Annotated in this window: 17 protein-coding genes; 5 read left to right on the top strand and 12 right to left on the bottom strand. The window is 43.9% G+C overall.

All coding sequences use genetic code 11. The features are described 5' to 3' along the window. Positions 1-44: 44 nt before the first annotated feature. The 7 genes from AC0J2F_RS11100 to AC0J2F_RS11070 all read right to left on the bottom strand — a co-directional run bounded on the left by AC0J2F_RS11100 (position 45) and on the right by AC0J2F_RS11070 (position 7,592). Positions 45-1,211 carry an acyl-CoA dehydrogenase family protein gene (locus AC0J2F_RS11100; protein ID WP_374959495.1) on the bottom strand — a complete coding sequence of 389 codons (1,167 nt, stop codon included), beginning with the start codon at positions 1,209-1,211 and terminating at the stop codon, positions 45-47. A 75-nt stretch (positions 1,212-1,286) separates the two neighbouring features. Then, positions 1,287-2,141 carry a ComEA family DNA-binding protein gene (locus tag AC0J2F_RS11095; RefSeq protein WP_473007705.1) on the bottom strand — a complete coding sequence of 285 codons (855 nt, stop codon included), beginning with the start codon at positions 2,139-2,141 and terminating at the stop codon, positions 1,287-1,289. Between the two features lie 49 nt (positions 2,142-2,190). Further along, complete coding sequence (locus AC0J2F_RS11090; protein WP_473007704.1) at positions 2,191-3,840, bottom strand: alanine/glycine:cation symporter family protein; 1,650 nt, start codon at positions 3,838-3,840, stop codon at positions 2,191-2,193. 88 nt (positions 3,841-3,928) lie between these two features. Next, positions 3,929-4,960: a potassium channel family protein gene (locus AC0J2F_RS11085; protein WP_473007703.1), complete on the bottom strand. Its 1,032-nt coding sequence runs from the start codon at positions 4,958-4,960 to the stop codon at positions 3,929-3,931. Positions 4,961-4,992: 32 nt separating this feature from the next. Further along, the gene (locus tag AC0J2F_RS11080) at positions 4,993-5,220 is read right to left on the bottom strand and encodes a PspC family transcriptional regulator (protein WP_087523092.1); all 228 of its coding nucleotides are present in this window, start codon (positions 5,218-5,220) and stop codon (positions 4,993-4,995) included. A gap of 75 nt (positions 5,221-5,295) precedes the next feature. Beyond that, positions 5,296-6,276, bottom strand: coding sequence for a PLP-dependent cysteine synthase family protein (locus AC0J2F_RS11075; protein WP_087523093.1), 981 nt, complete (start codon positions 6,274-6,276; stop codon positions 5,296-5,298). 77 nt (positions 6,277-6,353) lie between these two features. Continuing rightward, on the bottom strand, positions 6,354-7,592 hold the full coding sequence (locus tag AC0J2F_RS11070) for an ABC transporter permease (protein ID WP_087523094.1): 1,239 nt from the start codon (positions 7,590-7,592) through the stop codon (positions 6,354-6,356). 9 nt (positions 7,593-7,601) lie between these two features. Between AC0J2F_RS11070 and AC0J2F_RS11065 the strand changes: the two genes are divergently transcribed. After that, positions 7,602-8,831 carry an exo-beta-N-acetylmuramidase NamZ family protein gene (locus tag AC0J2F_RS11065; protein WP_473007702.1) on the top strand — a complete coding sequence of 410 codons (1,230 nt, stop codon included), beginning with the start codon at positions 7,602-7,604 and terminating at the stop codon, positions 8,829-8,831. On the opposite strand, the gene AC0J2F_RS11060 is transcribed toward AC0J2F_RS11065, so the two are convergent. After that, on the bottom strand, positions 8,819-9,322 hold the full coding sequence (locus tag AC0J2F_RS11060; RefSeq protein WP_473007701.1) for a YkgJ family cysteine cluster protein: 504 nt from the start codon (positions 9,320-9,322) through the stop codon (positions 8,819-8,821). The two genes, AC0J2F_RS11065 and AC0J2F_RS11060, sit on opposite strands and share 13 nt — an antisense overlap. Positions 9,323-9,333: 11 nt before the next feature. Between AC0J2F_RS11060 and AC0J2F_RS11055 the strand changes: the two genes are divergently transcribed. Beyond that, positions 9,334-10,047 carry a class I SAM-dependent methyltransferase gene (locus tag AC0J2F_RS11055; protein WP_473007700.1) on the top strand — a complete coding sequence of 238 codons (714 nt, stop codon included), beginning with the start codon at positions 9,334-9,336 and terminating at the stop codon, positions 10,045-10,047. Here the strand turns inward: AC0J2F_RS11055 and AC0J2F_RS11050 are convergent. Next, a complete protein-coding gene (locus AC0J2F_RS11050) occupies positions 10,034-10,537 on the bottom strand; it encodes a DUF2059 domain-containing protein (RefSeq protein ID WP_473007699.1) in 504 nt (167 codons plus the stop codon). The two genes, AC0J2F_RS11055 and AC0J2F_RS11050, sit on opposite strands and share 14 nt — an antisense overlap. Before the next feature lie 185 nt (positions 10,538-10,722). Between AC0J2F_RS11050 and AC0J2F_RS11045 the strand changes: the two genes are divergently transcribed. Continuing rightward, a complete protein-coding gene (locus tag AC0J2F_RS11045) occupies positions 10,723-11,511 on the top strand; it encodes a membrane metalloprotease (protein WP_473007698.1) in 789 nt (262 codons plus the stop codon). Positions 11,512-11,517: 6 nt separating this feature from the next. Here the strand turns inward: AC0J2F_RS11045 and AC0J2F_RS11040 are convergent, their stop codons facing one another. From AC0J2F_RS11040 to AC0J2F_RS11030, 3 genes are all read right to left on the bottom strand, one after another. Continuing rightward, positions 11,518-13,155, bottom strand: coding sequence for an amidohydrolase (locus AC0J2F_RS11040; RefSeq protein WP_473007697.1), 1,638 nt, complete (start codon positions 13,153-13,155; stop codon positions 11,518-11,520). A gap of 74 nt (positions 13,156-13,229) precedes the next feature. Next, a complete protein-coding gene (locus AC0J2F_RS11035; RefSeq protein ID WP_473007696.1) occupies positions 13,230-14,969 on the bottom strand; it encodes a TonB-dependent receptor in 1,740 nt (579 codons plus the stop codon). A 21-nt stretch (positions 14,970-14,990) separates the two neighbouring features. Next, positions 14,991-18,011 (bottom strand): tetratricopeptide repeat protein, encoded by a 3,021-nt coding sequence (locus tag AC0J2F_RS11030; RefSeq protein ID WP_473007695.1) that lies wholly within the window; start codon positions 18,009-18,011, stop codon positions 14,991-14,993. A 222-nt stretch (positions 18,012-18,233) separates the two neighbouring features. Here AC0J2F_RS11030 and AC0J2F_RS11025 point away from each other — a divergent pair, with 222 nt between their 5' ends. Next, entirely contained in the window at positions 18,234-18,917 is a 684-nt protein-coding gene (locus tag AC0J2F_RS11025; protein ID WP_087523103.1) for a cell division ATP-binding protein FtsE, read from the top strand. 1 nt (position 18,918) lies between these two features. Beyond that, complete coding sequence (locus AC0J2F_RS11020; protein ID WP_473007694.1) at positions 18,919-20,526, top strand: hypothetical protein; 1,608 nt, start codon at positions 18,919-18,921, stop codon at positions 20,524-20,526. Positions 20,527-20,531: the final 5 nt, after the last annotated feature.

Below are 20,531 nucleotides of genomic sequence, written 5' to 3'. Positions count from 1 at the left end.
TACAGGGAGATTCATTCATGCTCAAAGTTACACAAATCGACTAATTATGTGGCAGGCTTGTAGACTTTCCCGTCAATCACCATTTTTGCGATGATCTCGCGTAAGATCTCGGAAGTACCTCCTCCGATAGGTCCTAGCCTACTATCGCGCAGCAATCGCGCCATAGGATATTCTTCCATATAGCCGTAACCCCCTAGCATCTGCAGGCAGTCATAGGCAACTTCGTCTGCAATTTTTGTAGAGATCAGTTTAGACATGCTGGCCTCTTTAACCACATACTCCCCGTCTCCCAATCGTTTTGCAACGGTATAGTTAAAGGTTTTGCAAACTTCTACTTCGGAGGCTAACTGTGCGATCTTATGACGCAATGCCTGGAATTCAGAAATGGACTTCCCAAAGGCCTTGCGGTCTTTCATGTATTGAATGGTGTACTCCAAGGCCCATTCCGAGCGCGCGTGGGCATTGATCCCCATAATAAGACGCTCACTAGCAAAATGCTGCATGATGTATTGGAATCCTTTGTTCTCTTCTCCCAACATATTGCTCACAGGAACTTTTACATCGGTAAAGGATATCTCTCCTGTATCGCTTGCACGCCAACCCAATTTGTCAAGTTTGGTCGCTGCAACACCCTCCATGCTTCTATCTACAATGAATAAACTAATACCCTTGTTGCCCAAAGAGGGATCCGTTTTAGCTGCTACCACCAAATAGTCGCTGTAGACACCGTTGGTGATAAAGGTTTTGGAACCATTAAGAATATAGTGATCGCCTTGCTTTACAGCTGTAGATCGCATTCCAGATACATCAGAACCTCCAAAGGGCTCTGTCACACAAAGACAACCTATCATTTCGCCGCTAATACTCTTGGCCAAGTAATGTTGCCTTTGTTCTTCATTGCCTTCTGCGTTCAAGTGGGTCATTGCCAAATAGGCATGCGCCCACATTGCAGCCGCAAACCCACCGGATTGCACGCGCTGTAACTCCTCTAGAAAGATCACCGTATAGAAGAAATCCAAGCCCATACCGCCATAGGCTTCCGGATATGCAATCCCAAAGAATCCCATCTCACCCATTTTTGTCCAGATCTCCGGATCAATGGTACCACTGGCTTCCCAGTCTTCAATATGCGGCACCACTTCTTTTTGCAAGAAGTCGCGCAAACTGGCTCTGAAAAGATCGTGTTCTTCGGTAAAATAAGTAGTATTCATAGGTTGCAGAATGCTTTCGTTTTTACTGAACTCAAACGTTTGAGTTCTTCATTAAAAAAAAGGCGAATAGGGCTATTATTCGAATTGCAAATATACGGCAATTCCCGCTAACCAATCCGCAGTAATACCCTCTAACATAAGCAAGTCTTCTGGGGCAGAAATACCATCTCGTAACCGTCTGAATATCACCAACTCCTTAGCCAATTCGAAATTAATCCCAGGCAAAGTTGCCAAGTCAGAAGCAGCTGCTGTATTGAAATCGATCTTACTAATGGTGTCCTTAGTGGCAATGGTGAAATGTTTAAGTAGTTCTGCCCGCACTTCAGGTTTTAGTCCATAGATCAGCCGCAATTGCAAACTGTCGGAATATGGACCATAGCGCTGCTTAAAACGGAGAATACGCCCTGCCAAAACTGGCCCTATCCCGTAAACTGCCTCTAACTCCTCTTGGCTCGCAGCGTTCAGCTCTTTAACTTTTTCAGGGCGATCCAGGAAGGTGTTGGTCCGACTTTGCTGCGTCCATGCAGGGAATCTAAAATAGCTTTTCATTTCGGCCAGCAAGGAATCTGAGACTCCAGTGACTCGCTGAAAATCCGCAGCAGATCGCAACCACTTGTCTTGAGCGCGAAAACTTTCTAAAGCAGTCAAAGCACTATCGCTAATACCCCACAGATAAGCATTGTACGGACTCAGAAAATTAGGGTTGAATTTATAGCGTCTCGGCTTGGCCTTGTCCAGCTTTAAGGAATCCAATGAGGCTCGCTCTTTCTGAGACACGGATGCATTGAGATCAACTGGTATATGCTCTGGTCTTTCACCACCGTGAATCAGCCATAAAAGACCTGTAAATGCAATTAAGAATAAGGCAACACTTAGCTGGTCGCGCTTGTAGAATAACAGTTGTTTTTTGAGTAAAAAAAATACCCCCATGTCAAATCGTTTTGCATAGGGGTATTATTAAAAAAGTTAGTCTGGTCGTCTAGTTGGACGATTTAAGTCCTTTAATGGCCGCCAGGTATTTCTTCATTTCCTCTCGCACCTTAGGGAACAGGAAGAATAGTCCTATCATGTTCGGGAACACCAAGGCAAGGATCATCGCATCGGAGAATTTGATCACCGCATCCAAAGTGGCAGCAGCACCAATCACCACGAACAATAGGAACATGATTTTATAGATAAGGTCGGCAGTTTTTCCTTTACCGAACAGATATTTCCAAGACTGTAGACCGTAGTAAGACCAAGAGATCATGGTCGAGAAGGCGAACAAAACAATCGCGATCGTCAATACATAGGAGAAGCCTGGGATAACCGAGTCGAATGCACGGGAGGTCAAGTCCACTCCTCCGAGCTGCTCTCCGGTTCCGTTTAAGATCACGTTAGAACCTTCTACTGCTCCGTATTCAAATACACTTTGCAAATTGGTTCCATCAATATTAAAGAAGATGATCACCAAGGCAGTCATAGTACAAATTACTACCGTATCAATGAATGGCTCCAAAAGGGCAACTACACCCTCACTAGCCGGATATTTTGTTTTTACTGCGGAGTGAGCGATTGCTGCGGACCCTGCTCCAGCCTCGTTAGAGAAAGCCGCGCGTTGGAATCCAACAATAAGCACTCCGATAAAACCACCTAAACCAGCCATAGGCGTGAAGGCTCCTTTAAAGATCAGTCCAAAAGCATCTCCGATATAAGAGATATTGGCAAAGATGATGATCAAGGCTGCTAGCACATAGATACCCGCCATAAATGGAACAATCTTCTCTGTGATCTTAGCGATACGCTTGATACCTCCAATAATTACAATTCCTACTAGAACTGCAAGAATAACTCCAATGATGAATCCGGTAGCACCACCTTCTAATCCCATAAGTGAGGAAAGCTGCACTGTGGCCTGGTTAGACTGGAATGCGTTTCCTCCTCCAAAGGAAGCTCCGACACAAAGAATGGCGAATAATCCGGCAAGCACTTTCCCAAGACCGCCCATGTTCTGCTCCTTAAGTCCTTTAGACAAATAGTACATCGGACCACCGTAAACAGTTCCATCAGGACCAACATCACGATACTTAACACCCAAGGTACATTCCACAAATTTGGTGGCCATACCAATAAGACCACAAACGATCATCCAGAAAGTTGCTCCAGGACCACCCAACGCGATCGCTACAGCAACCCCAGCAATGTTTCCTAAACCAACGGTACCAGAAACAGCAGTGGCCAAAGCCTGAAAGTGAGAAACCTCTCCTTCTTGACTTTCGTCACGAATGGTATCTGGCAAATCTCCATCTACAATATTTACGTCCGATTTTTCAACTCCGTGTCCGTCTGCACCTTCAATGTCGTCGTATTTCCCGCGCACCGTATTAATGGCCAACGGAAATCTTCGGATGCTTGGCACCTTGAAATAAACTGTAAAGAATGTCGCTCCTAAAACCAATAGAATTACTACTACAGGAACATTGTATTCGCCTAAGGGAACCGTGGTTAGAACAAGATTCTCCCACCAAACGGCAGCGGGCATAACCGCATCGTTTATCTTATCATCAAGGCCGACTTCTTGGGCGTCTTGAGCAAAAGAAAATATAGGTGATAATAAAGCGAATGCTAACAGAAGTACTCTTTTGTACATAGTAATTGATTTAGTTTGCGTTTTTCAGGCTCACAAGATGCTAAAAAAAACTGCGAATTCAAATTTTTGGCCGTTAAAAAGTGGGCTGTTAAACCTTGTAAACTTCCTTTAAACGCTCGATTTGCGGTGGTCTGCCAATGAGAATCAGTTTGGACTCTTTTTTAAGGATCATTTCTGGTTCCGGATTCACAACGTACTCACCGTTAGGAGATTTATACCCGATTATAGAACAGCCAGTTCGCTTACGCAGATCCAGATCTCGAATGGCCATTTCTTTACCGTCTGGACAAATGTTTTCAAACGAAACCTGCTCTACATTTATGCTATCCTCTTCTCCAGAAACTGTGAGATTGTTTAGAAATTCGAGCAAGTCTGGCACTACTACCAAAGAAGCCATATGCTCTCCACCGATCTTGTCTGGCATGATAACATTATCCGCACCAGCCAATTTAAGTTTGTTATAACTGGTCTCCTCTGTGGCGCGGCTAATGATCCGCAGCTTCGGATTGATCTGTCTGGCAGACAAAACTATGAATAGATTGTCGGCATCACTAGGTAAGGCACAGATCACGGTCGAAGCCCTATCTATACCTGCCTGATAAAGCACTTCGTCCTCATCCGCATTTCCAAGCACCATTAGTATATCATCGTCAAGAACAGCTCGAGAAACGATCTCTTCGTCTATTTCTACCACAACAAAAGGTTTGTTGTAGGCGCGTAGTTTTTGCACGGCTTGACGCCCGTTTCGTCCATAACCACAAACAATGACATGTCCGTTTAAAGATTCAATTTGCTTCTTCACTCTTTTCTGGGTAAGGTTTCCAATATTGCTTTTACCGAGCAAATACTCGGAGATCACCGTAATGGCATATCCCACAATAAAGATACTGGATATGATCAATACAGAGGTAAATATCTTTTCGCTAGGTCCTAGCGGCTCCACCTCTTGAAAGCCAACAGTGGTAATTGTAATGATGGTCATATAGACCGCATCGATCCAACTGTAGTCTGCATAGAGCTTAAACCCCAATACTCCCACAATAAAAACTAGAAGCAACAAGCCTAGGGCAATGTTGATCTTAGATCTAAAATATCGTGTGAGCAGGGTAACTTTAGGCATAAAGTATTGGGTTGGCACAACTGCAAAACCTACTAGAGGTCAAAAACAGAAGTTCGTTTGGTGTAAATTAAGTCTTTTAGTTTAAGCCAAAAAGCCAAGGTGAGATAAATTGCAAATCCTGCTCCCAAAGTGGCAAAGCTCACGTAAATAAAAAACAGGCGAACACTTTTGGCGCGCATGCCCAAGCGTTCGGCCAAGCGAGAGGACACATAAAACCCTCGTCGTTCTAGATAATGCCTTAAATCGTAAACCCAATTCATAGCCGTTGGCCTTTAGTGCAAGATAAGAAAACCCCCGATTTTCATCGAGGGTTTTTAAGGTTTTCAAGGGTAAATCTATTCGATATAACCCATTTTTCGCATCCAATCGTCGTTGAACATTTTACCCACATAACGACTGCCGTGATCGTGAAATAGTACCACCACCACATCGTCTTCATTAAAGTGTTCTTTGAGTTGCAGCAGGCCTTTCATAGCTGCTCCTGCAGAGTTTCCTAAGAACATCCCTTCTGTTTTAGCCAATAATTGGGTATAGATGGCAGCATCCTTATCGGTTACTTTGGTAAAGCCATCTATGATGCTAAAATCGACGTTTTCTGGTAAAATGTCTTCGCCTATCCCCTCGGTAACATATGGGTAGATCTCCTTTTCGTCAAAGATTCCGGTCTCGTGGTATTTTTTAAACACGCTTCCGTAGGTATCAATTCCCCAAACTTTAATATTAGGATTCTGCTCTTTCAAATATTTCCCAACTCCAGAAATAGTCCCCCCTGTTCCAACGCCAACAACAAAGTGGGTTACCTTACCGTCTGTCTGCTTCCAGATCTCCGGCCCGGTACTTTCGTAATGTGCTACAGCATTACTCGGATTGTCGTACTGATTCACATACCAACTGTTTGGAGTTTCTTCTCCTAGGCGTTTAGAAACCGAATAATAAGACCGTGGATCGTCTGGAGCCACATCTGTAGGACATACAATCACTTCTGCCCCCATGGCTTTTAACACATCTACTTTTTCTTTGGACTGCTTATCTGTAGTAACAAAGATGCTTTTGTAGCCTTTTACCACCGCAGCAAGGGCCAAGCCCATTCCAGTATTTCCGGAAGTTCCTTCAATGATGGTACCTCCTGGTTGCAAGCGCCCATCGGCCTCAGCGTCTTCTACCATCTTTAGGGCCATGCGGTCTTTTACCGAATTCCCAGGGTTGAATGTTTCGTATTTTGCCAACACCAAGCAAGGTAGATCCTTAGCCAAGTGATTGATCTTTACCAAAGGAGTATTTCCTATAGTGCCTAATATATTTTCTGCGTATTCCATTTGTGTTTTTAAGACCTGGCAAAGGTACAAAACCCCTCGGTCTTTCCTTAGATAGCTATTCTTTAATTGCTGCGGATTTATTCGAAGCGGATCGCCTTGATAGGATCAATTCTCGAGACCGTAAAACTAGCGCCCCACAGCATCAGAAGACAAAGAGCTAATGTCCCAGCATTCAAGGCCAAAACATAAAAGGCGTTCAGGTATACTGGAGCTTCTTTCATATAGTATACCTCTGGGTCAGGATACTCAAACAGCCCAAACTGCGCCTGGATAAATATGAGGCCGAGCCCTATCAGATTTCCCCAAAACAAACCGCGCAAAATAATATAACCCGCATTGTACAAAAAGACCTTTTGTATACTCCAGTCTGAGCTACCTAGAGCCTTTAAGGTCCCTATCATTTGGGTGCGTTCTAAAATAAGCACCCACAAGGCCGTTATCATATTGATCCCGGCAATAACGATCATGATCCCAATAATGAGGTAGATATTAAAATCGAACAGATCCAACCACTCAAAAATAGAGAGGTATTTCTCCCTTATGCTGATGGCGTTGAGTTCCGAATCGATATTCTCATAAACTGCTGCACTGGTCTCAGCGAGCTTGTCAAAATCGGCCACAAAAAGCTCAAAACTGCCTATCTGATCTGGCTCCCATTTGTTCAAGCGCTGAATGTGACGAATATCGGCCACCAAGAATTGCTGGTCAAACTCTTGGAACCCGCTGTTGTATATACCCACCAGATCAAAACCCCGTGTTCTAGTTGGGCGTTCGCTATCGTTATTGACAAAATAGGTCGCAACCTTATCTCCCAACTTTAAATTTAGTCGTTTGGCTAAATATTCAGAAATGAGGATCTCCGCGTTTAAGTTCCCGCTATAGTCTGGCAATCGGCCTGCTGTGAGGTACTCCTCAAAATGCGAGAAGTCGTAATCGGCATTTACTCCTTTAACAACTACACCTTCAAAGGTCTCTTCGGTGCGGATTATCCCACCTTTTAAAGCGGTGACCTGTATATGCTTTATCCCTGGGACCAGATTAAACTCCGGATAGAATTCTTGGTTTATGCTGATGGGGATCTGAGAATCAAAAGAAAAGTTGGTATCATAATTGGAGATGATGATATCGCCGTGAAAAGCAGAAACCTTTTCTTTGATCTTGCGTTGCAGTCCAATCCCCGTAGCAATGGCAATAAGCATCACTATGGTGCCAATGGCAATAGCCGCTATGGCTATTTTTATAATTGGACCCGATACGCTACTTTTATGATCCTTGGAACGCGCAATGCGGCGGGCTATAAAATATTCGAAATTCACTCCAGATCTATGACTGTTCTAAGTCTCAAAAATACGTTTTTATTCCTTCTGATTGTTATGTGTTCCTGCGGATCCAAATCGCAAGAAGCTGATGAAAGTCTTCCAGATCAAAATCCGAAAGCACAAATCACACCGGTTCCTGCAGCAAATCAAACAGAAGAATATTTTCCATTACTACAAGGCAAGCGTGTAGCGGTTGTTGCCAATCAGACCAGTATAATATCGGCCACAAAAAACAGCTATACACATCTTGTAGACAGCTTACTTGCAAGAGACATCAATATTGTAAAAGTATTCGCGCCGGAACACGGCTTTAGAGGTCGCGCCGATGCAGGCGAGGCCGTTAAAGACGGCCTAGACACAAAAACAGGCTTAGCCTTGTTGTCATTACATGGCAAACACAGAAAACCGACTCCGGAGCAACTAACAGATGTGGATATAATAGTCTTCGACATACAGGACGTAGGCGTACGTTTTTACACCTACATCTCCACCATGAGTTTGGTTATGGAAGCCGCTGCAGAAGCGGGCATTCCGATAATTGTTTTGGACCGACCCAATCCTAACGGACATTATGTTGACGGCCCTACCATGCTTAAAGAGCATACAGGCTTTCTAGGTATGCATACCGTACCGCTTGTTTATGGAATGACCATAGGCGAATATGCCTTAATGGTCAATGGCGAAGGTTGGTTAAAAGACGGCATTAAAGCAGATTTAACCGTGATTAAAAACGCAGATTACAACCACCGCTCTAAATATTGGTTGCCCGTACGGCCCTCACCCAATTTGCCTAACTATACTGCCGTTAACCTTTACCCAAGTTTGGGCCTTCTAGAGGGAAGCAACCTCAATGCTGGCCGTGGTACCGACTATCAATTCCAGCTCCTGGGCTCACCCTTTTTACCCAAAGAAAAATACACTTATCAGTATACACCTCAACCCAACTTTGGATCTAAATATCCCAAACATCAAGACACCGAATGCAATGGTTTGTTCTTAGGGCAGCAGCCTTATTTAAGCAAAGTAGATCTACAATGGATAGTACAAGCCTATCGTGATCACACCAAAAAAGACAAGTTCTTCAATACCGCCAATTTCACTACCCATGCTGGCACACCTCTGTTACAAAAGCAGATTGAGCAAGGCTTAAGCGCCGAAGAGATCCGTGCAAGCTGGCAAGCCGAAATAGAAGTATTTAAAAAGACCCGTGCTAAATACCTACTTTACGAAGAGTAATTGGGCAAGCGTTTTTTCATTTCCTCAACAATGTTGTAGGCGGCTGGACAGATGGCCACATTCTTTAAGGTCAGGTTGGAGATTTGCTGAAACTTCTTGCGGTCCGTATGCGGAAATTCACGACAAGCCTTTGGGCGATGATCGTAGACCGAACAATAATTATCGGCACCTAGAAAAGGACAGGGCACCGTCTGCAGAACATAGTCATTCTCTTCATCGATCCGCAAATAGGTTTCAATGAATTGCTGCTGCTTCATTTTAAAAAGCTTGGCCAAACGGTCAATGTCCTTATCAGTAAACAAAGGACCCGTGGTCTTGCAGCAGTTGGCGCATTCCAAACAGTCGGTTCGCGTAAATTCGTCCTCGTGCAGTTCTACCATCAGGGCATCCATATTCTTTGGCGGACGCTTTTTGAGCTTGGCAAAGAACTTCTTGTTCGCTTTATGGTTAACTTTGGCTTTTTCTGCCAGCTGTTCGAGCTGCTTATTCATAGTTTCTACGGATGCGTGTTACCGATCTCATGGGCCAGGCCATAAAAGACCACTTTGCGGGTAAAGATACAGAAGACCTCTGGAACGAAACCTCCATTAGCGAAAAGGATGTCCTGCCGCTAAAACATTTGTTCCGTGACTTTGAAGACATGCCTTTTATTGAACAAAAGGCCTTGGAATTGGCCCGCGGTAAAATTTTAGACGTTGGTTGCGGAGCAGGCTCGCATAGCCTATACCTCCAAAAGCAAGGTCATAATGTAACCGCCTTAGACCTTAGTGCAGATAATATTGAAGTAACTAAAGCTCGCGGTGTAGCGCAAACGCGCTGTGAATCTATCTACGAGCTAGAACATGAAAAGTTTGACACCTTATTACTTCTAATGAACGGCACTGGGCTTTTTGGACGTTTGGATCAGACTAAAAAAGCCTTGGAACATCTCAGATCGCTCTTGGCTCCGCAGGGACAAATCCTCGTAGACTCAAGTGACCTGCAATATATGTATGACTACGATGAAGCTGGAAATTTGGACGTGCCCGAGTACTTAAAATATTACGGGGAGTTGGAATGTGTGTTGCATTACAAAGGGCAACAATCTGAACCTTATTATTGGCTGTATCTAGACCCAGAGACCTTTGGGATCTTAGCCCAATTGGCGGGTTTACATTTTGAACTTATAGAAGAAGGAGAGAACTTCGATTATCTCGCCAGACTTACTGCTGTTTAGGAGTATAACCCAGTGCCTTCAACTCATTAATGGTATCCATATACAGATCCCGACTCCAAGATTCTGATGCAGCAGAAATATTCTGAATAAGGCTTTGTTGTACGGCGATCAGTTTCTGACCAGTGGCAGAATTTATAAATGTGCTTTGATTGGTTCGCTGCTGCTCTGGGGAACTGCTGTAATGTGTATATAGGTTTTGAATATCGGTTTCTTCGAAATAACTACGGTATACAGAAGCTAGCATATTCACTATACCCGATACAGCATCGGATTTTTTGGCCTCTAATTTTTCCCACTGCGATTCAGGCACCCCAGAACCTTCGAATTGTGTTTTTATCAGTCCGACCATTTGGTCAAAAGCGGCTTCGTACTGGGTTTGGGTTCCGTTTATTTTAAGATAATTGATGGTCTGCTGCTGCACAGCATCTGTTTGGGCATCCGCAGAAAAACAAAACAATGAAAGTAGCGTTAATAGAAAGAGAGCTCTCATAAGAATAAAAAAATGCTTTAATTTTGTGCAAAGTACACAATCACGCTATGAAATGAGCACAAACAAAACTAATTGCTAAAGTGAGTTTAGTTTAAATTAAATTTTTTGTGCGAAAGCAACGCGGTTGATCGATGCAAATATTTTTTATTTGATTAATTGACCGTACAAAGAAAAATATTAAATCGATGAAAATATTACGATATCTCCCCTATCTACTCTTGTTGACCTTTTTTATCCTTTCGTCCTGTAAAAGTGACGATTCCTCGGGAGGCGATGATACTGAAGAACCCAATCCCAACGCAGCCAACCTTTTGAGTGTTGGGGATTCTGCTGCCGATCTTTTAGGGAGCACCAATTTTGACGCTATTAATGTAGAGCTGGTCTTTGTAGAGAATTTTAATCCACGTGCCGAAACCGTAGACAATCTGCGCATCTTTTTAGAAGAGCGACTCAATAAACCTGGAGGAATCACTTTTACCCAAAGATCCATTGCCCCTATCGGCATGCAACCTTTTAGTACTGCGGAGATAGCCGAGATAGAAGACCAAGTTCGTACGGTCTACAATCAGGGCACTACCCTGGGGGTATTCATTTTCTTTACTGGTGGAGCCAATATAAATGACACCCAGTTCAGTAAAACCCTGGGTACAGCTTACAGAAATACTTCCTTGGTAATCTACGAAGAGACCATTCGTGAGTTCAGTGATGAAGCTGGAGAACCTGGTCGTGTTGCCTTAGAAAGCACTACGCTTAATCATGAATTTGGACACCTACTCGGCTTGGTTGATCTTGGAACACCCCTGACTTCAGATCACGAAGATCCTTTCAACACCCACCACTGTGTAGTAGAAGACTGCTTAATGTTCTTCCAAACCGAAATTCAAGGTGGTATTTTCAAAATGAAGAACTACAACGCCATTACTCCTTTAGATCCGCTTTGTATTGCAGATCTACAGGCCAATGGCGGACTCTAGGTCATTTTATTTTTGCTCGTAAACGAGCTCCCCGTTTATATAGGTGCGAACCGCAGTGATCTCGGGAATTTCTGATTCGGCTACTGTCATGATATCTGCGGACAGGACCGTAAAGTCGGCCAATTTGCCAACTTCTATACTGCCTTTTTCTTCTTCTTCAAAGTTGGAATAGGCAGCCCAAATGGTCATTCCTTTAAGCGCTTCTTCTCTGCTGAGTTTTTGTTCAGGTAAGAAACCACCTTCTGGGTATCCTTCCAGATCTTGGCGTGCTACAGCGGCGTAAAAGGTTAGTATAGGATTCACTTGCTCCACCGGGAAATCGGTACCTAGAGCAACCAAGCCTGCTTTGTCTAATAAGGTCTTAAAAGAATAGGCCCCTTTAATGCGGTCTGGCCCAACACGTTGTTCTGCCCAGTACATATCGCTGGTAGCGTGGGTGGGTTGTACCGAAGGAATAATATTCTTAGAGAAATAATCGAAATCTGCCACACTGATAACTTGGGCATGCTCCACCTTCCAACGGGCGTCTGTTTGATCTTTAAGCACCTCCGAATAAGCGCGTAAAACGGCTATGTTTGCAGAGTCGCCAATAGCGTGGGTGTTCATTTGATATCCGGCCGCGTTAATGCGCTTAGCCAGAGCCAGAAGATCTTCTTCTGTGGTGATCATGGCTCCGTAATGCCCATCTTGGTCGCTATAAGCAGCGCGTAAGGCGGCGCCTCTGGATCCCAGGGCCCCGTCGCCATAAACTTTTACAGAACGCACATTGAGTCTATCGGTCTTTAGAATTCCTTTATTTAAAAAGTGATCTAGATTTTCTGGAGCATTAGACACCATGGCATACAAGCGCAGTTTCATAGTACCGGTTTGCTGCAAGGAATCTATAAGTTCAATTGCGGCTCTGTCTAGACCAGCATCGTTTACTGTAGTTAGCCCGTAGGAAAGACAATTCGATTCTGCATCGGTCAGGGCTTTTACGTAATAGGCAACATCTTTTGCAGGGCGTACGGCATCTACTAATCGCATAGGTGCATCAACTAGGATTCCGCTTGGAGCTCCGTTTTTTAAGATGACCTCACCACCTGGCAATTTAGTGCTAGCCGTTACTCCAGCCATTGCTAATGCTTTGGAGTTCACCCATAAGGCGTGACCGTCTATTCTGCGCAAGGCCACTGGGGTATTTGGAAAGGCTGCATCTAATTGCTCCTTGGTTGGAAACTCTTTGACCTCCCAGTCGTTCTGATCCCAACCACGACCGCTAATGAATTCGCTTTGGTTTTGCGCTTGAAAGGCCTTCACCCTTGCAATAACATCCTCGGCACTTGTTGTGCCAACCAAGTCTACTTCTTGCATGCCAACCCCTAAATTCAGCAAGTGCGCATGTGCATCTATAAGCCCTGGTACGATGGTTTTTCCTTGTGCATTGTAGACATTTTCACTTTCGTATTCTGCCGTGATATCGTAGTCCGAACCGACACCTAAGATCACTCCTCCTTCACCTACGGCAAAAGCATTGGCGGTTCTGAACTGAGCATCTACTGTGTAGATATTGGCATTGGTAACGATAAGCTCCGCAGGGATCTTCTCTGTTGCAGTCTTACAAGAGAACAAGCTGCAAAATAGCAGCAAGGATAAAATTCGCATGGTTGGATTTTTTTATAAAAATACAACAATAGGCGCGAAATCTACTGCAAGTTCCCAAGATCACCTCCGCAGTACTACCAATTGAATTTATAAGTAGCTCCCGCTAAGAGCTGCAAACCTTGCACCGGAAAGTTGAACCACTTCTGGTAGTTGGTTCCCACTAGATTATTCCCACGCGCAAAGATTGAAACCCGCTCATTGATGCGATAGGTCGCGTAGAGGTTGGCGTCGAAATAATTGTCTAAGGTCACTACAACGGGTAAGGTTGTGGTGAAGGTATCAGAAAAAACGTCTTGGCGTTCCCCTACAAAGAAAAGGCTCGCTCCAGCAAATAATTTTTCTGAGAATTGAACATCTACACTGGCTGCAGCGGTAAACTCTGGTAAATTCCAAGGGTTGCTGCCGGTAAGCTCTCCGTCGTAACCGTAGTAGTTTCCACTCACACCAAAAGTGGCTTGCTCGGTTAAAGCGATCTTAAGCTCTCCAAAGAAATTCAAGGTCTGTACATTGTCATAGACCACCTGAAAAGAGTTGCCAAATTCGTAACCTTCAAATCCTTGGCCTGCACCTTTATACGGATTAGCCAAGAATAATGGCTTATTGTTTTCGTTGGAGTAACCTCCGCGGAAGTTATAACTCAGGTTCCCACCAAACTTCCCTTTAAGGCCTAAGTAGGCATCGTAAACCTGATCGGTTGGGGCTATCGTAAGCGTAGGAGACACAAATGGATTCTCTTCTTTTAGGTCGTAATAGGAATTCTGATTCAAATCTCCCTCTATTCCTCCGTAGGCAATAACGGTATCGTCCAACAAACGATAAGAAGCTCTAACCCGCGGATACACGAACAGATCCGTATCACTGTTTTCAATATCCTGTCCCATATACACGGCAGCTCCGAGGTATAGTGTTAGATCGTCAGTTAAGATCTCTAGAGCTGGGCTTAGACCAAGGTTAAGGAACCCATAATCTATTGGCATATCGTCAAAATAACTGCGTTCAAAACTGCCCGAAACAAAGTCCAGGTCTACATCAACCAGAAAGCGATAGTCTGTGATGGGTAATTCTATTTGTGGATTCAGAGTCGCGCGGATCTCGTTAGAACCAAATTTATCTGACAAGAAACCAATGCTCCCACGGCCGGACTTGAAATAAGAATCTTCTAAGGTCAATCCACCGCTTAAAAAAGCACTGAAATAGGTTTGTGTTGGGTCAATACTTTCAATTAGCTCTTGCGGGAGTGATACAGTTGGATTGACTCCGTACCAATTGTAGAGCTGATGCGTAACATCTAAATTAATGTCGTACCCCAGATCGCGTTGAAAAGAGGTATAGGACAAAGCCAGATCGGTATCCAGAAAACTGGCATCTAAGGGAATATCTTCTATATCTCCCTGTGCCGAATTGTGCTGCAAGAAAAGGCCAAAGTTATCAGTACGGCTCAGTTGCCAACTCGAATAGAACTCTGCCAAAGCAGTCGTGTAACTACCCAAGCCTAAGGTCGCATAATTATCATAAAGCGGCGCGCGTTCTGCTTTTTCTACGCCAACGGCAGTTCCTTTGGCTGGCGTAAAAGTAGAAGCTACTGGTACAGAATAGATCCCGTAGGTTACGTCTTGCTTTTGACTGGTTATAGAATCGTTGATCTCTGGGGTTTGTTTTATCTTAAATGCATCTGACAAACTCGGCGTATAGGGCCGCACCACATTGACCACTTCCGTATCTAATGTTTGGTCTTCATCGTCTTGTGCAAAGGAAGAAAAACTCCCTAGCAATAATAGCATGCTGAGCGCAATCAGTCTGTTATATAAAGTCATTCGAATAAGATTGATGATGAATTAATTGCTACCTCCGGTCTCTACCGAAGCGTTCGTTTTGGCCTGAGCGGCTTTGATGGTTGCTAACTCCTGTTCTGCCTCGGTAACAACTTCCGGAAAGTCAGCAAAATTGCTAATTACACTTTCCAGTATGTAGGTTGCCTGGTAAGCGTCATCTAAGGCAAAGAAATTCTTGGCCATGACCACCAAGCCTTTAGCGCCGAGCTCTTTATAGCCGGAGTAATCTTTTGCCAGGATTTGTACTGTGGCATTAGAATCAGCATACTCCCCGTCTGTATTTTGGAAGTAGGCTTTATAGTACAAGGATTCTGCTTTCAAGGCACCAGAAGCGATTTTGTTCACTTCGTTGTAGGCTGCTTTTGCCTTGGCCATATCGCCGGTCTGCCATGCAGCGCGAGCAATGATGATCTGAGCATCACTTTTTACCTTGGTATCTATCTTGGGGTTGGCCAAAACTTTATCGGCATAGGTCACAGCCTGCTCGTAGCGCTTTAGTTCATAACTGGACTTCATAATATTGGACTGGGCAAAGATGATGTTCTCCGGAAAATCCGCCACTTGTTCCAACTCTTCTAAAAGTCCTATCGCCTGAGCGTAGTCTTGCTGCTCCAAATACACTTGAGATAATCTTGAAAGCGCTTGCTCCGTATACTCACTGCGTGGCTGTTCTACCACATAGGTATAATGAGGAATGGTCTCCGCATAAGCTTGTTCCCCGTAATACAACTGCCCTAAATAAAAATTGGCCTGCAAGGCGTGGCGTCCGTTGGGGAAGTCTTCAACGTATTTTTTGAATCTACTAATTGCTTGGCGTTTATTATTTGCCAAGAAAGACTGCTCGGCAGCTTTGTAGGTAGCATCGTCCAGTTCCGAATCGGCCACCTCTACAAAATCCAAAGAAGAAACCCAGGCGCCGTATTCGTCTACACGTCCCTGATCAATATAGATCAACTTGGCAGAAGACACCGCTTGCAAAGCTTCTGGGGTTCCGGGATAATTAGCCACAACATCTCTAAATATGCTTAATGCCTCATCGGATCTGTTATCGTTGTCTAATAAGAGTGCCTTTTTAAGCATAGCTCGTGGCACATAACTGCTTTGCGGAACTTGTTGTACCAACTGATCATAAGTGCGCATGGCCTCCGGAATATTGTCTATGCTCACATAGGTATTCCCCAATTCATAAAGTGCATCGTCTTTGTAGGCAGAGCGTGGATATTTACTGGCAAAGTTCTTTAAGCCTTCTATTTTCTGTGGATTTCTATCTACAAAACCGTAGGATATCGCCTTTTGAAACTCAGCATAATCTGTAGACGGCACCCCGCCTTCTATGGCCATATTGTAGTGTTCCATAGCCGGCCAGTATTTACTGGTCACAAAATAACTATCTCCCAAACGCAAAAGGGCATCATTCTTTAGGTCGAGGTTTGAAGAAGTCACAGAAAAACTCGTAAAATCAGTAATGGCCTCATTGTACTCTTTGAGTTTGAAATGCACATAGGCCTTGTGATATTTAAAATCCAGCCATTCCGGAGTATTGGAACTTCCGCTGAGTTGCGCAAATTGTCTATAACCAACAAGCGCTTCTGCATAATTGCTGAGTTCGTAGTCACATTGCGCCTTCCAATAGGTGGCCCTAGCGGTAAAGCTAGGATCTAATTTGTGGATCAAAGATTTATCTAAATATTCTTCGGCGCGTGCATACTCACTGTCCAAGATCAATTCCACGGCGCGATAAAAAGCCACTTTCTGATAGGCCGCTTTGCTGGCTGCGTCATTTTCACGCTCCAGTAAATTCAAGGCCTCTTCGTAATTCTTAGAGGTGATATACGAGTCGATCAGTAAGGCCTGCAATTCTGCATTGGCTTCAGACTCCGGATAGGCGTCCATATAACTGGCCAATACTTGCGGCACACTGGTGTAGGGATTCCCGATCTCGTAACTCAGCTTGGCATAGTTGAGCCAAGCATCCTGTCTTATCTCCGCAGAAAAATCCATCTCCGAAGCATTCTTAAAAGCATTCAAGGCTTCCTGCTTCTTATCCAGTTTTAGATAAGATTCAGCCAAATGGTAAAAAGCGTTCTGCGCAACCGAATTGCGCCCGTCTACTATTTTATTGAACTCTGCAATTGCCTCGGCATATTGTTCTTGCTTGTAATAAGCGTAGCCCAATTGGTAATAATCGGTATTGTTCCATTTGCCTCTGCGACCTTTGAATTCCTTTAGATACGGAATGGCTTCTGCATATTTTTCAAGGTTGAAATAACTCTCACCAATGATCTTGGCGAGTTCGGAGCGTTCTCTTGCTGCTGCGGAGTCGTACTGCTCCAAGCCAAGGTCTATAGCTTTTTGAAAATTTCCTAGCTTAAAATTCATATCGGCCTGATAGTAGGACAGCTCTTCGTTATAAGCCGGGTTGTCTCCTACTTGATCAAAATAATCGTTGGCCTCCTCATAGGAATCATTCTCATAGGCGATGAAACCCAAATAATATTTAGCCTGAGAACCGTAGTTCTTAGAATCAGCAACACGATTGAGATAGGTCTTGGCCTCCTCCCAGTTCTTACTTTTAAAATAGGCGTATCCGTTGTTGAAATAGAAACGTTCCAGGTCGGCGCGGTTCAGACGGCTATCGTCTACCTTGTCGTACCACTTGCGAGCATAAGAATATTTGCCGTTCTCAAAATAAAATTCGGCCACATCTATATAGGCCGAATTTCTGCGGACACTTGTTGGGTAATCGGCCACAAAGGCCTCCATCATAGCATCTGCACCTTGCTGGTTAAGACGTACCGCACAGTTAGCCGCAAAATAGGCGCATTCGCCTTTAAGGCCCTCATCTTCGGCCTCGCGACCAATGCGTTGAAATAGCGGTTGAGCAGCCAAATACTGACCTGCATTATAGAGCGCTACGGCTTTTTTAAAGGTAACATCGTCACTGGTGTAAACTGCAGATTGCTGCGCAAAGCTGCCTAAACTCAGCATAAAGAATAGGAAAAATACGGTGAGGTATCTGTTCATGATTTTGGGTTAAAACGCCGATAAAGATAGCGTGATACTTATCCTAATAACGTCTCGATCTGCGCGAAATTATAAAGGGGTTATAAACATTATTGCAATTCGAGCGTTGTTTACTAACAAACGCCTTGTTGGTGACTTTGTTACAAAAAACTAAGTCGCCTGGCAAAGACCTTAGCACAAAAAGAGTATTTTCGTAACAGACGCTAAAATCCTAACTTTTTTATGTCAGAAGCCGTTGTAAAACTTTCTAAAGCTGCTATTTTTCAGAATCAGAATCTCATTTTAAAAGATGTGGATCTTACTGTGAACAAGGGGGAATTTGTTTACCTGATTGGTAAAACGGGCTCCGGAAAAAGTAGTTTTATGAAAACTCTTTACGGAGATCTCCCGCTAAAACAAGGGGAAGGTTTTGTAGCAGACTATGATCTAAGTACCCTAAAGGAAAAGGACATTCCGTTCTTACGCAGAAAATTAGGCGTGGTTTTTCAAGACTTCAAACTGCTAAATGACAGAACGGTAAAAGAGAATTTACTGTTTGTCCTTAAGGCGACAGGTTGGAAGGAGAAACCTAAAATGGATCAGCGCATAGAAGCAGTGCTCTCTAAAGTAGGCATGGAAACCAAGGCCTTTAAGTATCCGTATGAGCTCTCCGGAGGGGAACAACAACGCATTGCGATAGCGCGGGCCTTACTCAACGAGCCAGAGATCATTTTGGCAGACGAACCTACCGGAAACCTAGACCCGCAAACCTCTGTAGAGGTCATGGAAGTATTGCAAGAGATCAACAAGAACGGGAATACCATCTTAATGGCCACCCACGATTACGCCTTGATTTTGAAATACCCTTCTAAAACCCTCAAGTGCGACGAGCAACAGATCTTCGAGGTGGTACAAAAGACCGTATAACATGACCACAATTGCCCAAGAGCAGCTAATTTCTTGGCTCAAAAACCCTTTTAAACTCGCTTTTTGGACCTGCCTCTTAGGCTACCTGATCTTTTACACGCCCTATGGTCTTGAGAACGGCGACATGGGCTCCATCTTTGGTATTTCTTGGTCGATGTACAACGGTTATTTTCCACATTTGGATTTCTACTATATCAAGCCAGCACTACCGCCTTACTTTCATTCGCTTTTTCTCTATTTAACAGAAGACTACGCTTATGTACTGAATCGCGGCTTTTATTTTGTGCAAGTTTTTAGTTTCTCCTATTTGGCGGTAAGACTCGTATCGGATCTTTGGTTGCAGTTAAAAGCAGAGGAGCGTTACTTTTTGGCCACTCTGGCTGCAGTAGTGACCATTCACAATTACCCACCCATGCCGTGGAACACCATAGACGGCGTGTTCTTTGGTGTTATCGGCTTATTTCTACTCTTAAAATATCAGCGTTGGTATACCATTGCGCTGGCGGCATTCTTTATCGCCTTAAGCGTGCTGAGTAAACAATCGTTTTATTTCTTTCCGCTAATGATCGCAGGTTATTTGGCCTTGCAAAAAGATTTTAAAAAACTGCTGATCTTGATCGCCTTCGGACTTTTTTACGCTTTGTGTTTTGCAGGGCTACTATACAGTCAAGGCGCTTGGGAGGCATTCTACGCCCAAACCTTTAGTTTTACGAGCGGCAGTTCCCTTTTTAATGCCGGATTTAAGAATTACGCGCTAGCTTTTATAAGTCAAGCCTTGTGGTTGATCCCTTTAGGTGGCTTGTTGTATTATTTTAGAAAAAAGATCCCTGCGGATATAAGCTATGTTGTATTGCACTTAATTATAGCGGCATATTTAATCTACCTTTATTTGAACCCAGATTCGTATCATACGGTAAAGGACTGGTTATATCAAGTGTGGTTTTTAATGGCAGTTCTCTTTGGACTGCTGATGTGGACTAAGGACAAAAAATACAGCCTGCTGCTTTTACTATTAGGCCTTAGCTGGTGTGCATCTATAAGCAACGGATTTAAGACTCCGGTTCACTTCGCTGTGGCCACGGTCATTGCTACCTATGTCCTTCTTATCAAGGCACCTAAAATAAAATTAAGCAAAGGCTGGGCTTTTGCTGTTCTGTTGGCCTTTGTCACTTGCTTTTCTATAGGTTATCAGACTGTTTACAACGATTCTAATCGCAGTGAGCTCACCTTCAATATGGGCGAAATTTTTCCACGCTTATCAGGTATAAAAAGCGATGCGACAACCTATGAGCAATACAAGGAACTTAAAGAATTGAGCGCGGTTTACGACAACTTTACCGTTGTTCCCAGTATGACCTTAGCACACTATGTGACCAACACCAAAAACCCTATAGGCGTAGATTGGGTTTTTGATCATCATTTGGCTGGGGAAATAGAAAAGCACTATCAAATGCTGGTAGATAAAAAGGTGACGGTCTTTTTGGAACCTTTTGAAGATCACCCCAACAATTACGAAGAATCTGCCAAGCTTTCCGTATTGATCAAAGAGCGCTGGGAGCTGGTTGCAAAAACGCCCTACTTTAGAGTGTACCAGCCGCCCAACTTCTAGTTTTA

Source organism: Gilvibacter sp. CC01 (assembly GCF_055755295.1).
The sequence above is the reverse complement of the archived record's forward strand: the minus strand, read 5'-3'. Positions and strand labels throughout refer to the sequence as shown.